This window comes from Paractinoplanes ovalisporus, from assembly GCF_016834655.1.
Lineage (GTDB): Bacteria > Actinomycetota > Actinomycetes > Mycobacteriales > Micromonosporaceae > Actinoplanes > Actinoplanes ovalisporus.
Map to the genome: position 1 here is coordinate 250616 of NZ_JAENHP010000003.1, position 16642 is coordinate 267257.

A 16642-nucleotide genomic window follows, 5' to 3' on the forward strand; every position below is an offset into this window, starting at 1 on the left:
GCTCACCATGACTCGTCAGCCGGGCACATTGTCGGAGAGAATGTGCAGACCACGGCCGGTGTCACTGAGAAGCCTCCCCGTCACGATTCGGGGCGGGTGTCAGGGTCACCCGCCGCAGCACAGCCTACGGACCGCGCACGAGCTGGGGATCCCGAGTTCGTGCCACGCAGACCGAATACTTCGGGGGGAGGGGATCAGGTGGCGGAAGCGCTGCGTCAGGCCGCCGCCATGCTGCAACGCCCCGGTCTTGTCGTGCTGACCGGCCCGCCCGGCAGCGGCCGCAGCACCGCGCTGCGTGAGCTCACGGCCGCCGTTCCCGGGCCGGTTCACTCCGGCGGCGGGCTGGCCATGCTCCAGACGGTGCCCGCGCTCGCGCTGTCCCGCGCCGTGCGGGCCCGGCTGCCCGCCCACGACGTGCACCTGCTCGCCGAAGCGGTCCGGTCCCGGGTGCGGGCCGGGCTGCTGGTCCTCGACGACATCCAGTACGCGGACGCGGCCACCCTGGCCGCGCTGCCCGCCCTGGCCCGGTTCTGCCGGGTGCTGGTCGCGTTGCGCACCCCCCACCGTTTGAGCGGGCCGGTCCTCGACTCGTTGCGGGCTGCCGCCACGGCCTGGGTCGAGGTGCCGCCGCTGGGCCGTGACGCTGCGCTCGAGCTGGCCGGGCGTACAGCTGGGGGGCTTGATCCGGCGTTGCTGTCGGCTGTGGTCGACCGGGCCGGCGGCAACCCCCTCGCGATCACCGCGCTGGCCCGGCAGGCCGCCGCGGCCAAACCGGGGGCGGGGCCGGGCATCGACCAGGTGGCGTACGCGATCGCGACCGCCCTGTCCGACCTGCCACGCCCGGCCCGCACCGCCCTGGCCGCGCTCGGGTTGCTCGGGCGGCCCGCTCCGGCCGGTCTGCTCGGCGCGGGCGCGGCCGATCTGCTCGCGGCTGGGCTGGTCGCCCCGGCCGGTCTCCTCGGCGCTCCCGGCTCGGCTGGGTCCTCCGGCGCTGTCGGCTCGGCCGGCTCTTCCAGTGCCGCCGGCTCGCCCGGGTCCTTCGGTGCTGTCGGCTCGGCCGGGTCTTCCGGCGTTCCCGGTCCGGCTGGCTCCTCCAGTGGGCTTTCCGCCGCCGCTGGCCCGGCTGGCTCTTCCGGTGGCGACCTTCTCGTCCCGGTGTCGACCTATGTGGCCGAGACCGCGGCCGGGCTGCTCGACGCCGCGGCCCGCGTCGAACTGCACACCCGGCTGGCCGAGCTGACCCCGCCCGCCGAAGCCGCCCGGCACCTGGCCGCGGCCGGTGACCTGCCCGGCGCGCACCGGCGGGCGTTGGTGGCGGCCGACCAGACCTCGGGCGGTGACCGGGCCGAGCTGCTGCTGTTCGCGTGCGAACTCGACGTGCCGATCGACCCGCGGGTGCGGATCGCGGCGGCCGACGCGCTGCTGACCGCGGGGCGGGCTTCGGCCGCGGCCCGGGTTCTGGTGGCGGCCGAGCCGTTGGGGCCCGAAGCGGACGTGCTGCGCGGTGAGGCACTTCTTCAGGCCGATGACCCGCAAGGGGCCCGGGCGGCCGTACGGTCGGTGCCTGACGCCGCGACCGGGCCGGTGCTCGCCGCCCGGGACCGCGTGTTGCTGCTCGCCGAACTGGCGGCCGACCCGGCCTCGGCGCAGGACCTCGCCGGCAAGATCAGCGCCCGGCATCCGCAGCCCACACCCGGGGTGGCGGCCGCGTTGGCGGCGGTGCAGGCCCGGTTCCGTACGCCCGGCTGGGATTCCGCTCTGGCATCGGCGGCGCGCAGCGGTGATCCGTTGATCAGCCGGTGGGCGGCGTGGCTGCTCGTGGAGCAGTTGGCGGCCGACGGTCGCCTCGCTGAATCGGCCGATGTCGCGCTGGCGGCGGCCCGGGACAGTGCGGCCGACTTGTCATACGGGTGGCAGACCCGGTTCGCGGCGGCCGCCGATTGGGCCCTCGCGTTGCACGGTTCGATTCCGGGTGAGCTGCTCGCCTCGTCGTCGCCCGTTTCACCGGCCGGGTCCGCTGCTGTCGCCGGGTCCGCCGACGTGCGGGCTGATTCAGCGGGAGCTGCCGGGCTGTACTCGGGTTCGGCTGGACCCGCTGCTGCTTCGGCGGGAGCTGCCGGGCTGTACTCAGGTTCGGCTGGACCCGCTGCTGCGTCCGGAACCGCAGGCGCTGCTTCGGCGGGATCTGGTGGTGTGGTCTCGGGTTCAGCCGGGACGGCCGGCGCTGCCTCAGCGGGGTCTGCCGGTTCCACGCCCACTGCTGTGCCCGGCTCGTCCGCAGCGATCGCTGCTTCGGCGGGAGCTGCCGGCGTGGTCTCGGCTTCAGCTGTGCCCGGCGGGGCGGTGGGCGCTGTGTCCGGGACCGCCGGAGTTGGCTTGGCGGGAGCGGTCCATGGTTCCGGTTCGGCGGGCGGGGCCGGGGTGCGGTTGTGGGACGGTTCTGACGGCGTACTGAAGCGGGCTTCGAATCTGACCGACCGGGCGTTGCCCGACGAGGCCCGTGGTTATGCGACCGCGGCGACGGCGCTGATCGAGGCCGACACCGGGCTGCTCGCGGCGGCTCGTGCGCATCTCGACGCGGGGCCGGCGCATCCGGCGACGGCGTGGGTGGCGCAGGAGACGGCGTGGCTCGACGGGCAACCCGACCGGGCGCTCGGCACCGGCGGGGACGCGGACGGGCTGCTGGCCGGGCTGCACGCGATCACCGCCCGGTGGGCCGCGTTCGACCTGGGCGAGCAGTCGGCGCCTCCGATTCCGGGCGGGCTTCCGGGGGCGGCGCGGCGTACGCTGACCGCCTGGGCCACCGGCACCGGCTTCACCGCCGCCGCCGAGGGGTGGAAACCGATCGCTCTGCGGGAACGCATCCGGTGCCTGATCGCGGCCGGGGTGACCGACACCGATTCGCAGCGGGCCGTGGCCGCGCTGTTGTCGGCCGAGCAGCTCGCCGACGCGGCCGGGTTCACCGTGCTCGCCGGGCGGGCCCGCCGCGGCCTGCGCCGGCACCACGTGCACCGCGACACCCGCAGCCCCCGCTCGGGTGACCAACTGACCCGCCGCGAGACCGACGTCCTGCGGCTGGTCGCGGCCGGCGAACCGACCCGCCGGATCGCCGGTCAGCTCGGCATCTCCGCCGAGACGGTCGACACCCACATCCGCGCCGGCATGCGCAAGCTCGGCGCCCGCACCCGAACGGAAGCTGCCGCCCTGGCCTTCACCCATTCCTCACCCCCCGACATGTCTGACACGCACAAGGATGGCCGGTGACCAGACAGCCCGACGCTCCCCGCCACGTCGTCGCCAACCCCGGTGACGCCGACACCGTGCTGCGCCGACTCACCCGCGACGGCTGGGTGGCCCGCGACGGCTTCGCCCTGCCCGACCCCGCCTGGGACGTCACCGGCAGCCGCCTCGTGCTGCACGGACGTATCGGCGACCCCGACACCCTGCAACTCGCGGTCCTGGCCGCGGCCCGAGGCGCCGGCATCGTCGCCGTCTGCGACGCCGAATCGCCGCTGGGCCGCGCCCTGATCGACGACCTGGCCCGTCTCGGCCCCGTCCATCAGGGCGTGACCGAACCGGTGGGCGGCAACAACACGGTGGCCGACCTGGTGCCCGAACAACGCGCCCTGCTCGACCGTCTGGCCGCCGGTGACACCATCGCCGCCGCGGCCGCCGCCGAATTCCTGTCCCTGCGCACCGCCAACCGCCGCATCGCCGAGGCCCGCGCGATGTTCGGTGTCCGCACCACCCGCGAGGCCGTCCTGGCGTACCTGCGTCAGCGCGGCGCCCCGCCCCGCTCCCATTGATCCAGCGAGGTCACGGCTCGGCCGCCACCGGGCCCGTCCCGAACCGGATCCTGCTCGTACGCCACGCGATGCCGCATCTCGACCCGGCCGTGGCCCCCGACCGCTGGCACCTCGGCCCCGAAGGCCTCGCCGCGGCCCGCGCCCTGCTCCTGCCCCCGGACGCCTATCTGGTCGCCAGCAGTGAGCCCAAGGCCGCCGAAACCCTCGCCGCCGCTTTCCTCACCCACCCTGACGCGAGCGAGCCGCTCCCCGCCGGCCGGACACCGACCACGGGCACGCCCTTCTCCACACACGCCACCGACACTCCTCACTCCTCCCTCGCCGGCCCCCACTCAGGCGAGCCGTTTCCCGCCCCCACCGAGCGGTCACCGGCCGCGGGCGCGCTGTTGTCCGAGCACACGCCCGGCACAGGCCGGCCGCCGGCCACCAGCACTCCCCACGCCTCCACCGCCCCGAACACGGACCGGCCGCTGACGGCTGAAGCTCGTGACGTGGTCTCCGCCGCCCTCCGTGAGGAAGGCGCGCCGACTGCCGGCACCGGATCCGCGCCGGCGGTCTGGGCCGGCGATGTCGCGCGGCTCGTGGTCGTCGACGCCGGTTTCGACGAGGTGCGCCGCCCCCACGAGTGGCGCGACGACCACCGGGAACGGGCCCGCGCGTACGTCGAAGGCACCGCCCACCCCGGCTGGGAACCGCACGCCGACGTGGTTGCCCGGTTCGGTGACGCCGTGGCCCGTCACACCGCCCGGGCCGCCGGGCGGCCGCTGGTCATCGGCACCCACGGCATGGCCATGTCATGCTGGCTGGCTGCCACCGCCCACGTCACCGGCCCCGCCGGCGATTTCTGGGCGGGGCTGAGGTTCCCCGACATTGTGGAGGTCCGGGTATGACCGGCGATTGGAAACGGCTTCTCGGCCCGTGGCCGGAGCGCGTCGACCCCGAACCGGAAACGGTGGAGAGCGTCGACTGTGGCTCCTACATCCGTGAGAAGGTCGTCTACTCGGTGGAGGCCGGCGAGCGGGTGCCCGCCTACGTGTGTGTGCCGAAAGGACTGACCGGCCCGGCCCCGGCCGTGTTCGGCCACCACCAGCACGCCAGCCAGTTCGGTGTCGGCAAGAGCGAGGTGGTCGGGTTGCGCGGGCATCCCGACCAGGCGTACGCGCCCGAGCTCGCCGCCCGCGGGTTCGTGACGATCGTGCCGGACGCGCTCGGCTTCGAGGAACGCAACTGGAGCCGGGACGGTCAGGGCAATGTGTCGTGGTGGGAAGCCTCGACCCGGCTCGTACGCGGTCAGACCCTGCTCGCGAAATGTCTGCACGACATCACGGTGGCCCTCGACCATCTGGTGAGCCGGCCGGATGTCGACGCCACCCGGATCGGGTTCCTGGGTCACTCGTACGGCGGCCGGATGGCTCTGTGGGCGCCCGCGTTCGACCCGCGGATCGTCGCGTCGGTGTCGAACTGCGGGTGCATCCCGTTCCGGTTGTCGGCCACCCACGACACCGGGTTGCAGGCCGAGACGGTGGTGCCCGGGTTCGTGCCCCGCTACGACCTCGACGACGTGATCGCCTCCTACCCGTCCACCACGAGGCTGCTGATCTCGGCCACCCGCGACGACAAGTGGAGCCGGGGCGCGGCCGAGCTGGTCGTGGGGGACCAGGTCGAGCTGGCCCTCTACGACGGCGGCCACGAGTTCACCGAGCCGATGCGGGCCCGTGCCTACGATTTCCTGACCCGCCACCTCTGACCCCGCCACCTCTGACGCGGCCCGGCCCGGTCGCGCTCAGCCGGAGCGCAGCGTGCTCAACGTGGGTCTCGACCCGTGGCACCTCGCGGATTCCTCCGGGCAGGACCAGGCCTTCCCGGGCGTCGACGCGGCGCGAGTCCGGGCCGGGCTCGAACGCGCGGCGACCGTCGCGGCGCGGATGGGGATGAGCTTCGAGAGCTGCCTGCTCTCCCGCGACCCCGGCGCCGAGGAGAAGTTCCGCGACACGGTCCGGTCCCGCCACTACGACGTCATCGTGATCGGAGGCGGGGTGCGGCTCGACCCCGCCCTGACCCCCTTGCTCGAGAAACTGATCGACATCGCCCGCCGGGAGACCCCGTCGTCGGTGATCGGCTTCAACACCGGGCCGACACCACGGCCCAGGCTGTCGAGCGGGCGCTTTCACGGCGCTGACCGGCCGATTGAAAGCGGCGCACGGCTCGCCCGGCCGGGCGAAAGCAACGCACGGCCGGTGTCAGAAGGTCAGCAGGGCGCCCCGCTCGTCGAACGTGGCGTCGCCGTTCCAGGCGATCTCCCACCGGTTGCCCTCGGGGTCGGCGATGTAGCCGGACCGGCCGCCCCAGTCACGGTCGACCGGCGGGGCCACGGCGGTGGCGCCCGCGCCGACGGCCGCGGCGAACGCCGAGTCGACGGCGGCACGGCTGTCCACGTTGCGGGCCAGGGTGAAACCACCCCACCCGGGCGACACCGGCCCGGGAAGGTCGGGCGCGGCCTCGGCGGCCAGGTCGGCTGTCGGGTAGAGAGCGAGCAGCACCCCGCCGAGCAGGAACGAGGCGAAAGTGTCGTCCGAGCCGTCACGTTCGGGCCAGCCCAGCCGCCGGTAGAACACCCGAAGGGCGGGCAGATCACGGGCGCCGAGGGTCACGACGGACAGTCGTGCGGGCAGAGTGGTCATGCGTGGGATCCTGCCCCGGGGGTACGACATGACCATCGAAGGCATCTACTGGATCGGCGGGGGCAGCGGCGCCGGCAAGTCCACGATCGCGCGGCGTCTGGCCGCCGAGCACGGGCTGGGGGTCTACGACACCGACGCCGCCATGGCAGATCATGCGAAAAGAGCCGACCCCCGTACGAGCCCGCAACTGGCCGCCTTCATCGGCATGTCCATGGACGAGCGGTGGCTGCGACCGCCCGCGACCATGCTGGACACGTTCCACTGGTTCCGGGGCGAAGCGTTCGACCTGATCCTCGACGACCTGCGCCGGCGGCCTCGCCCGGTGATCGCCGAAGGGTTCCGGCTGCTGCCCGCCCTCGTACCACCGGAAGCGAGGGCGGTCTGGTTGCTGCCCACCCCCGAGTTCCGGCGGGCCGCGTTCGACCACCGGGGCTCCACCTGGCAGATCGCCGCCCGCACCAGCGACCCCGAGCGGGCCCTGCACCATCTGCTGGAACGCGACCGCATGTTCACCGACCGGCTGCGCGCCGAGACCCGTGAGCGCGGCCTGGCCACCGTCGAGGTCGAGCCGGGCCTGACCGAAACCGATCTGACCGTACGGGTCGCGCAACTTCTCGGGCTGACAGATGCCTGACACCATCGGGTGACGGCGAGGCGGTAGGGTCGTCGCGCTATGCGTATGCCGTCACCGGGCGGGGGCCGAAGTGACTGAAGCGGTCCGCCCTGCGTGGCCACGTTCCGCGCGCCTGGACGCTCCGCGCATCCTGCAACGGATCGCCGAGATCACCGGGGTGCGTCTCGAGCTGGAGGGCCCGGCCCCGGGCGGTGAGGTCGGCGCCGCCTATGTGCGCTGGCCCGACGGGCGCCACTCCGTGCTCACCGAGGGCCGGTCCCGCAGCGGCCCGCTGGTCGACAAGGCCCGCCAGGCCGGGGTGCCGACCGCCCGCCACGAACTGTCCGCCCACGTCGACGGCCGCCGCGTCATCGTCCAGCAACGCCTGCCCGGCCGGCCCCCGCAGCAACCCGACCCGCATCTGGTGCGGCAGATGCTGGCCATCAACGACCGCCTGGCCGGGCTGCTGGCCGACGTGCCCGCCCCCAAACCCACCGACCTTTACCTGACCGGTGACGGGCCCGGTTTCTGCCTGCACGACCCCCTCGCCGAACACAGCCCCCGCACGGCCGCCCTGCTCGAACGCATCCACACCATCGGCGCGGCCGGCACGGTGATGGTCGGCGACGACCTCGTCCACATGGACTTCCACCCCGGCAACGTGCTCGTCGACCCCAGCGGCCGCGTCACCGGGCTCATCGACTGGGACGGCGCGGCCCGCGGCGACCGCCACTTCGACCTGGTCACCCTCCGGTTCACCCTCGCCAGGGCCGGCCCGGGGATGCTCGGCCCCCTCGACCAGCGCCTGGCCGGCATCTCCGACCGCCGCTACAACACCTACTGGGCGCACATGAGCCTGCGCATGGTCGACTGGTCGATCCGCCACCACGACCCGGCCACCGTCGACACCTGGCTCGACGTGGCCGAGGCCGGGTTCCGGCCGGTCGGGTGATCCGGGCCCCCGCCCCGGCCGTGCGATCATTAGCGACCTTATGGAAAGCACCACGGAGAAAACACCGCTCATGTGGCGGTTCATGCTCGCGCTGTCCCGCCTCGTCGTGTTCCCGCTGTGCCGGCTGCGCGTCTCCGGTGACATCCCGGCCGACCTGCGCCGCGGCCCGCTGATCCTGGCCGCCAACCACGTGAGCCCGTTCGACCCGATCGTCATGACCGCCGCCTGCCACAAGATCGGCATCGCGCCGCGGATCATGGCCACCGGCGGGCTGTTCGACGCGCCCATCGTCGGCGCCGCCATGCGCCGGGCCGGGCACATCCGCGTCGACCGGCGCAGCGCCACCGTCGCCGACGCCCTGCCCGCCGCCGCCCAGGCCCTCAAGGACGGCGCCCTCGTGCTCGTCTACCCCGAGGGCCGCATCGGCCTCGACCCGTGGATGTGGCCCGAACGCGGCAAGACCGGCGTCGCCCGCATGGCCGCCCTCTCCGGAGCGCCGGTGCTGCCCGTCGCCCAGTGGGGCACCCACGCCGTGCTGCCCTACACCACCCCCAAGCACCTGCTGCGGTCACTGGCCCGGGCCGTCGTACGCCGCCCGGTCGTCCACGTCCGCTTCGGCCGCACCCCCGTCGACCTGACCGGCCTGTCCGGCACCGCGGGCGCCCAGGCCATGCGCGCCACCCGCCTGATCATGGACGGCATCCACGACACCCTGATCCCGCTGCGCACCGGCGAGATGCAGACGCCCCGCTACGTCGACACCACCCGCGCCGAGGACCTGTCCCGCGTACGCCCCCGCCGGCCCGCCGACGACCGCGTCGCCCCCTGAACAGCCGGCCGACGGCCCGACGAGCAACCCGCGGCGGGCGGTCCTGGCGACCACCGCCGTGTTCGCCGCCGCCGCGGTCGTTCTGGCCGGGGTCGACCACTGGATCCGCGCGGGCGGGCAGTTCCTCGCCGCCTACCGGGGCGGTAAACCCCGCCCGCCGAGCCCGCCCGGCCTGACTCAGGGCTTCTCGCCCAGCTCGGCCAGACGCGCCTCCACCTCGGCCAGCTCGGCCCGTAACCGCCGTGCCTGCTCCTCGGCCTCGGCCCGCTCACCGGCCATGATCTGCTCAACCGCCTCGTGCACCCCCGGCACGTCGACCAGCGCCACCATCCGCAGCGCCTCGGCCGGACGGATCATGTAAGGCTTCGCCAGGGCCTTGGAACCCTGGGACGCGGCGACCGTCCACTCGCCCTCCGCGTAGGCCAGAGTCACCGTCAACGCCGGCAACGGCTTCGGCTTCGCGGCCCGCGCGGCCGTCTTCTTCGCCGCGGGCGCCGGGGTCGGGGTCGGGGTCACGTCGTCCTCGTTCTTGCGGGGCGCCGGAGCGGCCTTCTTCACGGGTGCGGGCTGGTCGAGCACAAAAGCCGGACCGGCCGGCTCGGGCGCGGGAGCAGGCTGCGGCGGGACGGCCTTCTTCGCGGCCGCACCCCGCGGCGCCACCCGCAGATCACCGGGGGAGAAGGGCAACTCGTCACGCCCGAACCGCACCGTCACCCACTCGTCGGACTCGGCCGGATCACCCAGCCCGATCACCTGCCCGATCTGACCCGCCATCTGCCCGGCCGCCTCGGTGAACTGCACCCGCGGCTTGCGCCCCGACGCCAGCCCGTCCTTGATCACCTGCAGCTCGTCGGTGCTCAGCCCCGCCATCACGCCACCCTCCAACCCAGCCTTCGAACGTTTGTATGACTCTTCTACCAGGCCCCACCGACAAACCCGCACGGGGGAGCGGCCAAGTACCCTTCCCGGGTGCTGCATCTCCACCACTACGGCCCCACCGACGGCCCACCCGTGGTGGCGCTGCACAGTCTCATGCGCGACGGCACCCGATGGCAGCGCCTCGCCGAAGACCACCTGCCCGGGCATCCGCGTCCACGCACCCGACCTGCGCGGCCACGGACGATCCACCACACAGCCGCCGTGGACGTTCGAACAGCACGCTGACGACGTACGGGAAATCCTCGACACCCTGCACCTCGACCAGGCCGTTGTGGTCGGGCACTCCCTGGGCGCCACCATCGCCGTACACCTGTCGCAGTTGATCCCCGGCCGCATCCGCCGGCTGATCCTGCTCGACCCCGGCATCGGCCTGCCGGAAGCCCTGGCCGCCAAGTTCGCCGCCGAAGCGCCCAGCCCGGTCATCGCCGCCACCTGGACCGAACTGGCCCGCGAACCCGTCGCCCCGGCCGCACCGACCACCCTCGTGCGGGCCCGCCGCTCCAAAGCCGTCCCACCCGGCTACCCCGGCCAGTGCGCCACCGCGCTCGGCGAGAAGTTCCGGCTCGTCGAACTCGACTGCGGCCACCAGGTCCACGAGGAGAAACCCGCCGAAACGGCGGAACTCATCCGCGCCGCGGTCAGTGGAACACCTTGAGTCCGATCACCCCGGCCACCACCAGCAGCAACGACAGGATCCGCAGCACATTGGCCGACTCACCGAGGAACACCATCCCGGCCACCGCCGTCCCGACCGCGCCGATACCCACCCACACCGCATACCCCGTACCGACGGGAATGCTCTTCAGGCTGTAAGCCAGCCCGGCCATGCTCAGCACCAGCGCCACCCCGAAGATCACACTGGGGGTCAGGCGGGTGAAACCCTGCGAGCGGCCCAGGGCGATCGCCCACACCGACTCGAGCACACCGGAAACCACAAGAACAACCCAGGCCATGACGACAGACCACCCTCACGCGGTCGTCTTTGCAGGCCGGGTACGACACGTCCTCGTCCGGGGCAACCGCCACTGCGGCGCCGGCACCCACGCTAGCAAACCGACGGCGACCGGGCGGTGACGCAATACTCCCGGCCAGAAACATCACGCAACGTCGTCCAGTCACCCTCCACCCGCCGTACGACCGAAGCCCCCAACGCCACATGCCGCGCCACCTCGGCGTCGACATCCGTGCAGGCCAGATCCACATGCAGACCCGCCGGACCGGCCTGTGTGCGCTGCAGCAGCAACTTCAACGGCATCCCGGCACCCCGCACCAGATGCTCGAACTGCGGCAGATCCGACGGCGCCCGCTCCCACCCGGTCAACGCCGACCAGAAAACCGCCTCACGATCAAAAACGGTTTCCGGTACGTCGACACACAGCTGATCAACCGCACTCACCACCGCGCCCGGCCACGACACCGGCCTCACCCGCCCAGCCCACCAGGCAGAACACCACACCAGCGGGCGAGCGCAACACCACCAGCGACCCCTCGTCGAGCACCACCGACGCCCCCAGACCCACCGCCTCCACGACGGCCGCCACCACATCGTCGACATGCAGATCCAGATGCGCGCGCGGGGGAGCGGACCGCAGAACCTGCACCCGCAGATACGCGTCCCCCGACACCGGCACCAACGTCGCGAAATCCCCCCGCCGCGGCGACAACGACGTGCCCGTCACCGCCAGCCAGAACCCCTCCGCCACCCGCGACGGCGAATCCAGAAACCCCGTGATCCAACGAACCCGCACGATCAACTCCCATGCCAGACTTCGACCATCATCCCTGCCCCGCCCACGGAGGAAGCCCCGCATGAGATGGGCCGCCCTGGCCGCCGCGATCCTGTCCGAAGTCAGCGCCAGCCTCGCCCTGCGCGCCGCCGTCGACCACCCCGCCTGGTACACCCTCGTCGTCGCCGGATACAGCCTGTCCTTCGTCTTCGTCTCGATCGTGCTCCGCCTCGGCATGCCCATCGGCGTCGCCTACGGCATCTGGGCCGCCCTCGGCGTCGCCCTCACCGCCCTGGCCGCCGCCGCCCTGTTCGACGACCCCCTCACCTGGGTCATGGGCCTCGGCTTCACCGCCATCATCGGCGGTGTCCTGCTGATCGAACTCGGCTCCCACCCGCACCGACCCGGACCCGCCCGATGAGCTACCTCTACCTCACCCTGGCCATCACCCTCGAAATCAGCGCCACCATGGCCCTGCGCCTCTCCGAAGGCCTCCGCGTCAAAAAATGGGCCCTGCCCGTCATCGCCGGCTACATCGCCTCCTTCACCCTGCTGTCACTCTCCCTGCACAAAGGCATGCCCATCGGCATCGCCTACGGCATCTGGTCGGCCATCGGCATCGCCGGCACCGCCCTGATCGCCCGCGCCGCCTTCAAAGAACCCCTGACCCGCACCATGGGCGCCGGCATCCTGCTGGTCATCACCGGCGTCCTGCTCGTCGAACTCGGCAGCCACTGACCCCGGCCGGCTGTCGTCACCGCAGCACGGTCCGCGGCGCCAGCCAAGCCGCCAGACCCGCCGACCAGGCACCCGGCAACACCCGCCCGAACACCACACTCGTCAACCGGTTCACCCCGCCGTCGACCACCGCCGGCCGGCGCCCCGCCACCGCCCGCACCACCGTGTCCACCACCTGACCGGTCGACCGCTTGGCCATAGGGGAGCGGTTCATCGGGGTGTCCGTCGGACCCGGGGAAACCGCCACCACCCGCACCCCCGAACCCCTGGTCTCCGCCCACAAAGCCTGGGAGAACGACAACACGTACGCCTTCGACGCGCCGTACGCCGCCATATAAGGCGCCGGCACGTACGCGCCCGTGCTCGCGATGTTCACCACCGTGCCGTGCCCCCGGCCCACCATCCGCGGCACCAGCAGAGCCGTCGTCTCCGTCAACGCCCCCGCATTCAGATCCACCAACGCCCGCAACGCCGCCGGATCACTGTCCGCAACCTTGCCCAGCAGACTCACCCCGGCGTTGTTCACCAGCATCTCCACCTCGACGCCACGCTCATCGAGGACCCGCACCAACTCACCGGCAGCCCCCGGCTCGGCCAGATCCAACCGCACCGACGCCCCCGCACTCCGAGACACGGTCAACACCTTCGCCCCGTACGCCTCCAGACGCGCAGCAACCGCAGCCCCGATCCCGCTCGACCCGCCCGTCACCACCGCCACCCGGCCCGCCATCTGCGCAAACGTCGTCATACCGAGCACGCTAAACTTTGACGCTAACGTCAATGTCAAGCCGCACGCGGGGGACACCATGCGCATCGGAGAACTAGCCCAAGCCACCGGCGTCAGCACCCGCGCCCTGCGCTACTACGACCAGCAAGGCCTGCTCCCCACCACCCGCAGCCCCAACGGCTACCGCACCTACACCCCGCAAGCCGTCGACATCGTCGCCTTCATCCAGGACCTCTACCGCGCCGGCCTCCCGTCCGAGATCATCCGCGACATCCTGCCCTGCGCCCTCAACACCACCCCCGACGGCGACTGCAACGCCATGATGACCCGCGTCCTGCAGGTCCGCGACGAACTCCAGCACCAGGAAGACCGCCTCCGCGAACGCCGCGAAACCCTGGAGAGCTACCTCACCAAACTCGCCACCCCGTCCGGGCTCATCGGCTCGTGAGCTTCCGGCTCGCCGCCTACGCGGTCTGCATCCACAACAACCAGATCCTGCTCACCCGCTACGTCACCCCGACCGGCGACACCCACTGGACCCTGCCCGGCGGCCAGGTCGAACACGCCGAAGACCCGTACGACACCGTCACCCGCGAACTCACCGAGGAAACCGGCTGCACCGGCCACGTCGACCACCTGCTCGGCGTCGACTCGAGAGTCATCCCCGCCGCCGAAGCCATACGGGGGAGCGAACACCACAACGTCGGCATCTTCTACCAGGTACGCATCACCGCCGGCACCCCGCGCCCCGAACCCGACGGCGCCACCACCGACCCCGCCTGGACACCGCTACCGCAGGTCAGCCGCCTGCGCCGGTCGTCGCTGGTCGACATCGGGCTGGCCCTGGCCACCACCCGTCCCGCGAACGGCCACGTCGCCCCAGTCCCGACCGGCGGCCTGATCCAGCACTGAGCCGGGCTGCCGCCGTCTCACTGGGGTCGTCGTTGCCCGGTCGCGATGGGAGCATGGGCGCAACCCGGGGGAGGACCACATGAAAATCCGCCAAGCCACCGACGACGACGTACAAGCCATCATCCGCATCGGACACGAAACCTGGCCACCCACGTACGCGTTCGCCGGCGCCGACTACATCGCCCACGGACTCATTAACTGGTGGTCACAAGAAGCCACCGCACGAAGCCTCACCGTCACCACGATGCTGCTCGCCGAAAACGACAACCACGACGTCATCGGCCTCGGCAACATCGACCTGCGCGCCGACACCGCCGTCATCTGGAAGCTCTACGTGACACCCGAAGCCCAAGGAACCGGCGCCGGCTCAGCGCTGCTGACCGAACTGATCACGCTCGCCGGAACCCGCCCGGTGCGCCTGGCCTACGCCGACGGCAACACGCGGGCCGCCGCCTTCTACACGGCGCGCGGTTTCACCGAGATCCGCCGCGACCCCAGCGATCACCCTGGATGGCCGGCCAACGTCTGGCTGGAGCGTTCCATCGACAAAATCCCGGGTCGTTAATGCACATTATGTCAACTAAAAGTGATCACGGTGGAAGTGGTGCCACCTCGAAAGCCTGAAATTACGCGCCGACGGTCGCCCATCTCCCCGCCGTCGCGGAAGCCCGTGCCGTAGCGCCGGTTATGCCACCGAGGGCGTCCCGAGGCGCCGCTTGCGATGCAAGGCGGCGGCCGACGGGAAAGTTGCGCCCACGCGTACTGGAGACTGATCGTCATCGCCTGTGCACCTGCGAGGGTCCTCGCAGGTGCGGTCCGAGGGCCGGTGCCGGTGCGCACTTCTCTCAGCAGCGATCTCTCAGGATTTCGACTCTTCGGCGCTCAGCCACTGAGGCAAGATCGGGCCGGCGTCGGCAGCAACGGCCTTTCGGAAGGCCGCATCTCGGCAACTGTATGGCCTGGGTGACCCGTGGCGTCGCTGAGCATGCCTAGATCGTCTTCTCAGGACCGGGTCGGTACTTGATCGACTTTCCCCGGAGCAGCCGCCCTTACCCCCGCCCACCCAGGGGCTTCGGGGTTCAACTTTACGCCGTGTCAAGGGCGGGCCCCGCTTCTGTCCACAGGCGGGCGTGGTCGCTTTTCCGGGTTGTCCACAGCTCGGAGCGAACCGACCAGGATTGCGCGTCGCTACGACGGCGCTCGAGCTGGCGGAACGCAACTCCGGTGCGACGCCGATGTGCGCACGACGCATCCACTGAATTCGTCTGCGCCCTGACCTCGCCGTATGCCTGTAAATGCTGCATAATATGCGATATGCATCAAAACCATGGCTTAACGGTCAGGGAGCTCATCAAGGACTTTCTGGCGGCACGGGCCACGCGGAAGCCGTCGGTTCACACCCTGCAGGCGTACGAGCGGGATCTGAATCTGATCGTCCGGCTGATCGGCGAAGAGGATGTCACTCTCAGTGACCTCTCCCCTCGCTCGCTGCGGGCGGCCTTTGCGACGTTCGCGAGCACGCGTGCCCCGGCGTCGGTGGCGAGGGCGTGGACGTCGTGGAATGCGTTCTTCACGTTTCTGGTGACCGAGCAGGTGGTGGCCGGTAATCCGATGTCGGCGGTGGACAAGCCGCGGCTGGCGGCCCACTCCCCTAAGCCGTTGCGGGGTGAGGACACGCCGGAGCGGCTGTTGGATGCGGTGAGTAAGGCTGATGAGCGGCAGCGGGATCCGTGGCCGGAGCGGGATGTGGCGGTTCTGGCTCTGGCTCTGTGTGCGGGGCTGCGGTTGTCGGAGTTGCTGGCGTTGCGCGTGGGGTCGTTTCTGGGGCGTCCGGGTGAGCGGCGGGTGGAGGTGGCCGGTAAGGGTGGGCGGCCGCGGACGGTGCCGGTTGAGCCGGAGCTGGATGCGGTGGTGCAGCGGTATGTGGACAGCCGGCGGGTGCGGTTCGGGCGGGTGCGGCCGGATGAGGCGTTGATGGTGGATCGGAAGGGTGCTCCCCTGCAGCGTGGTGGTCTGCAGTATCTGGTGAGTTCGTGTTATCGGCGGGCCGGTGTGAATGACCGGGTTCCGCGGGGTGCTCAGCTGCATGCGTTGCGGCATACGTTCGCCACGCGGCTGGCTGAGGACGGTGCCAATGCGAGCGAGATCATGCGGTTGCTGGGGCATGCGTCGTTGGCGACGTCGCAGAACTACATCGAGGTGACGGCGGAACAGCAACGCGCGGCCGTACGGGCGAACCGTACGAACCGCGCGCTGGGAAAGCTGGGTTAAGGGGTAAGCGAAGGAGGTCAGGCGACCGAGAGCTTGACGTCGATGTTGCCGCGGGTGGCGTTGCTGTAGGGGCAGACCTGGTGGGCGGCTTCGATGAGTTTCTGGGCGGTGGCGTCGTCGACGCCGGCGAGTTCGGCTTCGATGGTGGCGTTGAGCTGGAAGCCGGGGGTGCCGTCGGTCTTGGGGCCGATGCCGACGTCGACGGTGATGGCGGTGTCGGTGAGTTCGATCTTCTCGTTGCGGGCGACGAGTTTGAGGGCGCCGTGGAAGCAGGCGGCGTAGCCGGCGGCGAAGAGCTGTTCGGGGTTGCTGTGGGCGCCGCCGGGGCCGCCCATTTCCTTGGGGACGGCGAGGTCGAAGTCGAGGACGCCGTCGCTGGAGCGGACGTGGCCGTTGCGGCCGTCTCCGCTGGCGGTGGCGGAGGCGGTGTAGATCGCCGACATGGTT

The 16642-nt window shown here is 71.6% G+C and carries 21 protein-coding genes and 1 riboswitch; of the genes, 14 read left to right on the forward strand and 7 right to left on the reverse strand.

The window, feature by feature from the left end; genetic code table 11:
• The first annotated feature begins 228 nt into the window (after positions 1-228).
• The 4 genes from JIG36_RS11335 to JIG36_RS11350 are packed head-to-tail and all read left to right on the forward strand — an operon-like array spanning position 229 to position 5553.
• Positions 229-3264, forward strand: coding sequence for a LuxR C-terminal-related transcriptional regulator (locus tag JIG36_RS11335; protein ID WP_203376670.1), 3036 nt, complete (start codon positions 229-231; stop codon positions 3262-3264).
• Complete coding sequence (locus tag JIG36_RS11340; RefSeq protein ID WP_203376059.1) at positions 3261-3806, forward strand: LuxR family transcriptional regulator; 546 nt, start codon at positions 3261-3263, stop codon at positions 3804-3806. Before JIG36_RS11335 ends, JIG36_RS11340 begins: the two co-directional genes overlap by 4 nt.
• Positions 3803-4696 carry a histidine phosphatase family protein gene (locus JIG36_RS11345; RefSeq protein WP_203376060.1) on the forward strand — a complete coding sequence of 298 codons (894 nt, stop codon included), beginning with the start codon at positions 3803-3805 and terminating at the stop codon, positions 4694-4696. The genes JIG36_RS11340 and JIG36_RS11345 overlap by 4 nt, the downstream gene beginning before the upstream one ends.
• Entirely contained in the window at positions 4693-5553 is an 861-nt protein-coding gene (locus JIG36_RS11350) for a dienelactone hydrolase family protein (RefSeq protein ID WP_203376061.1), read from the forward strand. The genes JIG36_RS11345 and JIG36_RS11350 overlap by 4 nt, the downstream gene beginning before the upstream one ends.
• Before the next feature lie 493 nt (positions 5554-6046).
• Here the strand turns inward: JIG36_RS11350 and JIG36_RS11355 are convergent, their stop codons facing one another.
• Positions 6047-6487 carry a VOC family protein gene (locus JIG36_RS11355; protein WP_203376062.1) on the reverse strand — a complete coding sequence of 147 codons (441 nt, stop codon included), beginning with the start codon at positions 6485-6487 and terminating at the stop codon, positions 6047-6049.
• Between JIG36_RS11355 and JIG36_RS11360 the strand changes: the two genes are divergently transcribed.
• The 3 genes from JIG36_RS11360 (at position 6486) to JIG36_RS11370 (ending at position 8881) form a co-directional block, all read left to right on the forward strand.
• Positions 6486-7121, forward strand: a complete 636-nt coding sequence (locus JIG36_RS11360) for a hypothetical protein (protein ID WP_236046643.1) — start codon at positions 6486-6488, stop codon at positions 7119-7121. The genes JIG36_RS11355 and JIG36_RS11360 overlap by 2 nt on opposite strands.
• 70 nt (positions 7122-7191) lie before the next feature.
• Positions 7192-8052 (forward strand): phosphotransferase enzyme family protein, encoded by an 861-nt coding sequence (locus tag JIG36_RS11365; RefSeq protein ID WP_203376063.1) that lies wholly within the window; start codon positions 7192-7194, stop codon positions 8050-8052.
• A 40-nt stretch (positions 8053-8092) separates the two neighbouring features.
• Complete coding sequence (locus JIG36_RS11370) at positions 8093-8881, forward strand: lysophospholipid acyltransferase family protein (RefSeq protein WP_203376064.1); 789 nt, start codon at positions 8093-8095, stop codon at positions 8879-8881.
• 177 nt (positions 8882-9058) lie between these two features.
• On the opposite strand, the gene JIG36_RS11375 is transcribed toward JIG36_RS11370, so the two are convergent.
• A complete protein-coding gene (locus tag JIG36_RS11375) occupies positions 9059-9751 on the reverse strand; it encodes a hypothetical protein (RefSeq protein ID WP_203376065.1) in 693 nt (230 codons plus the stop codon).
• Between JIG36_RS11375 and JIG36_RS11380 the strand changes: the two genes are divergently transcribed.
• Positions 9735-10475: an alpha/beta fold hydrolase gene (locus JIG36_RS11380; protein ID WP_307872671.1), complete on the forward strand. Its 741-nt coding sequence runs from the start codon at positions 9735-9737 to the stop codon at positions 10473-10475. The two genes, JIG36_RS11375 and JIG36_RS11380, sit on opposite strands and share 17 nt — an antisense overlap.
• Here the strand turns inward: JIG36_RS11380 and sugE are convergent.
• From sugE to JIG36_RS51795, 3 genes are all read right to left on the reverse strand, one after another.
• Complete coding sequence (gene sugE, locus JIG36_RS11385) at positions 10459-10773, reverse strand: quaternary ammonium compound efflux SMR transporter SugE (protein ID WP_203376067.1); 315 nt, start codon at positions 10771-10773, stop codon at positions 10459-10461. The two genes, JIG36_RS11380 and sugE, sit on opposite strands and share 17 nt — an antisense overlap.
• A 17-nt stretch (positions 10774-10790) precedes the next feature.
• Positions 10791-10857: riboswitch (guanidine-III (ykkC-III) riboswitch) on the reverse strand.
• 8 nt (positions 10858-10865) lie between these two features.
• Complete coding sequence (locus JIG36_RS51790; protein WP_307872672.1) at positions 10866-11237, reverse strand: VOC family protein; 372 nt, start codon at positions 11235-11237, stop codon at positions 10866-10868.
• Positions 11203-11568, reverse strand: a complete 366-nt coding sequence (locus JIG36_RS51795; RefSeq protein WP_307872673.1) for a VOC family protein — start codon at positions 11566-11568, stop codon at positions 11203-11205. The genes JIG36_RS51790 and JIG36_RS51795 overlap by 35 nt, the downstream gene beginning before the upstream one ends.
• Positions 11569-11629: 61 nt before the next feature.
• Here JIG36_RS51795 and JIG36_RS11395 point away from each other — a divergent pair, with 61 nt between their 5' ends.
• The gene (locus tag JIG36_RS11395) at positions 11630-11968 is read left to right on the forward strand and encodes a DMT family transporter (protein ID WP_203376068.1); all 339 of its coding nucleotides are present in this window, start codon (positions 11630-11632) and stop codon (positions 11966-11968) included.
• Entirely contained in the window at positions 11965-12285 is a 321-nt protein-coding gene (locus JIG36_RS11400) for a DMT family transporter (protein ID WP_203376069.1), read from the forward strand. The genes JIG36_RS11395 and JIG36_RS11400 overlap by 4 nt, the downstream gene beginning before the upstream one ends.
• Positions 12286-12301: 16 nt before the next feature.
• On the opposite strand, the gene JIG36_RS53215 is transcribed toward JIG36_RS11400, so the two are convergent.
• The gene (locus JIG36_RS53215) at positions 12302-13033 is read right to left on the reverse strand and encodes an SDR family NAD(P)-dependent oxidoreductase (RefSeq protein WP_203376070.1); all 732 of its coding nucleotides are present in this window, start codon (positions 13031-13033) and stop codon (positions 12302-12304) included.
• 58 nt (positions 13034-13091) lie between these two features.
• Here JIG36_RS53215 and JIG36_RS11410 point away from each other — a divergent pair, with 58 nt between their 5' ends.
• The 4 genes from JIG36_RS11410 (at position 13092) to JIG36_RS11425 (ending at position 16195) form a co-directional block, all read left to right on the forward strand.
• Positions 13092-13460, forward strand: a complete 369-nt coding sequence (locus JIG36_RS11410) for a MerR family transcriptional regulator (protein ID WP_203376071.1) — start codon at positions 13092-13094, stop codon at positions 13458-13460.
• Positions 13457-13924, forward strand: a complete 468-nt coding sequence (locus JIG36_RS11415; RefSeq protein WP_203376072.1) for an NUDIX hydrolase — start codon at positions 13457-13459, stop codon at positions 13922-13924. The genes JIG36_RS11410 and JIG36_RS11415 overlap by 4 nt, the downstream gene beginning before the upstream one ends.
• A gap of 79 nt (positions 13925-14003) precedes the next feature.
• On the forward strand, positions 14004-14489 hold the full coding sequence (locus tag JIG36_RS11420) for a GNAT family N-acetyltransferase (RefSeq protein WP_203376073.1): 486 nt from the start codon (positions 14004-14006) through the stop codon (positions 14487-14489).
• A gap of 749 nt (positions 14490-15238) precedes the next feature.
• Positions 15239-16195: a tyrosine-type recombinase/integrase gene (locus JIG36_RS11425; RefSeq protein ID WP_203376074.1), complete on the forward strand. Its 957-nt coding sequence runs from the start codon at positions 15239-15241 to the stop codon at positions 16193-16195.
• Positions 16196-16212: 17 nt separating this feature from the next.
• On the opposite strand, the gene JIG36_RS11430 is transcribed toward JIG36_RS11425, so the two are convergent.
• A complete protein-coding gene (locus JIG36_RS11430) occupies positions 16213-16638 on the reverse strand; it encodes an organic hydroperoxide resistance protein (protein WP_203376075.1) in 426 nt (141 codons plus the stop codon).
• Between the last annotated feature and the right edge of the window lie 4 nt (positions 16639-16642).

Excerpts from the sequence above, each read along its gene's own strand:
- JIG36_RS11395 (WP_203376068.1), top strand. The coding sequence starts at position 11,630 with ATGAGATGGGCCGCCCTGGCCGCCGCGATCCTGTCCGAAGTCAGCGCC.
- JIG36_RS11370 (WP_203376064.1), top strand. The coding sequence starts at position 8,093 with ATGGAAAGCACCACGGAGAAAACACCGCTCATGTGGCGGTTCATGCTC.
- JIG36_RS11400 (WP_203376069.1), top strand. The coding sequence starts at position 11,965 with ATGAGCTACCTCTACCTCACCCTGGCCATCACCCTCGAAATCAGCGCC.
- JIG36_RS11350 (WP_203376061.1), top strand. The coding sequence starts at position 4,693 with ATGACCGGCGATTGGAAACGGCTTCTCGGCCCGTGGCCGGAGCGCGTC.
- JIG36_RS11420 (WP_203376073.1), top strand. The coding sequence starts at position 14,004 with ATGAAAATCCGCCAAGCCACCGACGACGACGTACAAGCCATCATCCGC.
- sugE (WP_203376067.1), bottom strand. The coding sequence starts at position 10,773 with ATGGCCTGGGTTGTTCTTGTGGTTTCCGGTGTGCTCGAGTCGGTGTGG.
- JIG36_RS53215 (WP_203376070.1), bottom strand. The coding sequence starts at position 13,033 with ATGACGACGTTTGCGCAGATGGCGGGCCGGGTGGCGGTGGTGACGGGC.
- JIG36_RS11375 (WP_203376065.1), bottom strand. The coding sequence starts at position 9,751 with ATGGCGGGGCTGAGCACCGACGAGCTGCAGGTGATCAAGGACGGGCTG.
- JIG36_RS11410 (WP_203376071.1), top strand. The coding sequence starts at position 13,092 with ATGCGCATCGGAGAACTAGCCCAAGCCACCGGCGTCAGCACCCGCGCC.
- JIG36_RS11355 (WP_203376062.1), bottom strand. The coding sequence starts at position 6,487 with ATGACCACTCTGCCCGCACGACTGTCCGTCGTGACCCTCGGCGCCCGT.
- JIG36_RS11425 (WP_203376074.1), top strand. The coding sequence starts at position 15,239 with ATGCATCAAAACCATGGCTTAACGGTCAGGGAGCTCATCAAGGACTTT.
- JIG36_RS11335 (WP_203376670.1), top strand. The coding sequence starts at position 229 with ATGCTGCAACGCCCCGGTCTTGTCGTGCTGACCGGCCCGCCCGGCAGC.
- JIG36_RS11430 (WP_203376075.1), bottom strand. The coding sequence starts at position 16,638 with ATGTCGGCGATCTACACCGCCTCCGCCACCGCCAGCGGAGACGGCCGC.
- JIG36_RS11360 (WP_236046643.1), top strand. The coding sequence starts at position 6,486 with ATGCGTGGGATCCTGCCCCGGGGGTACGACATGACCATCGAAGGCATC.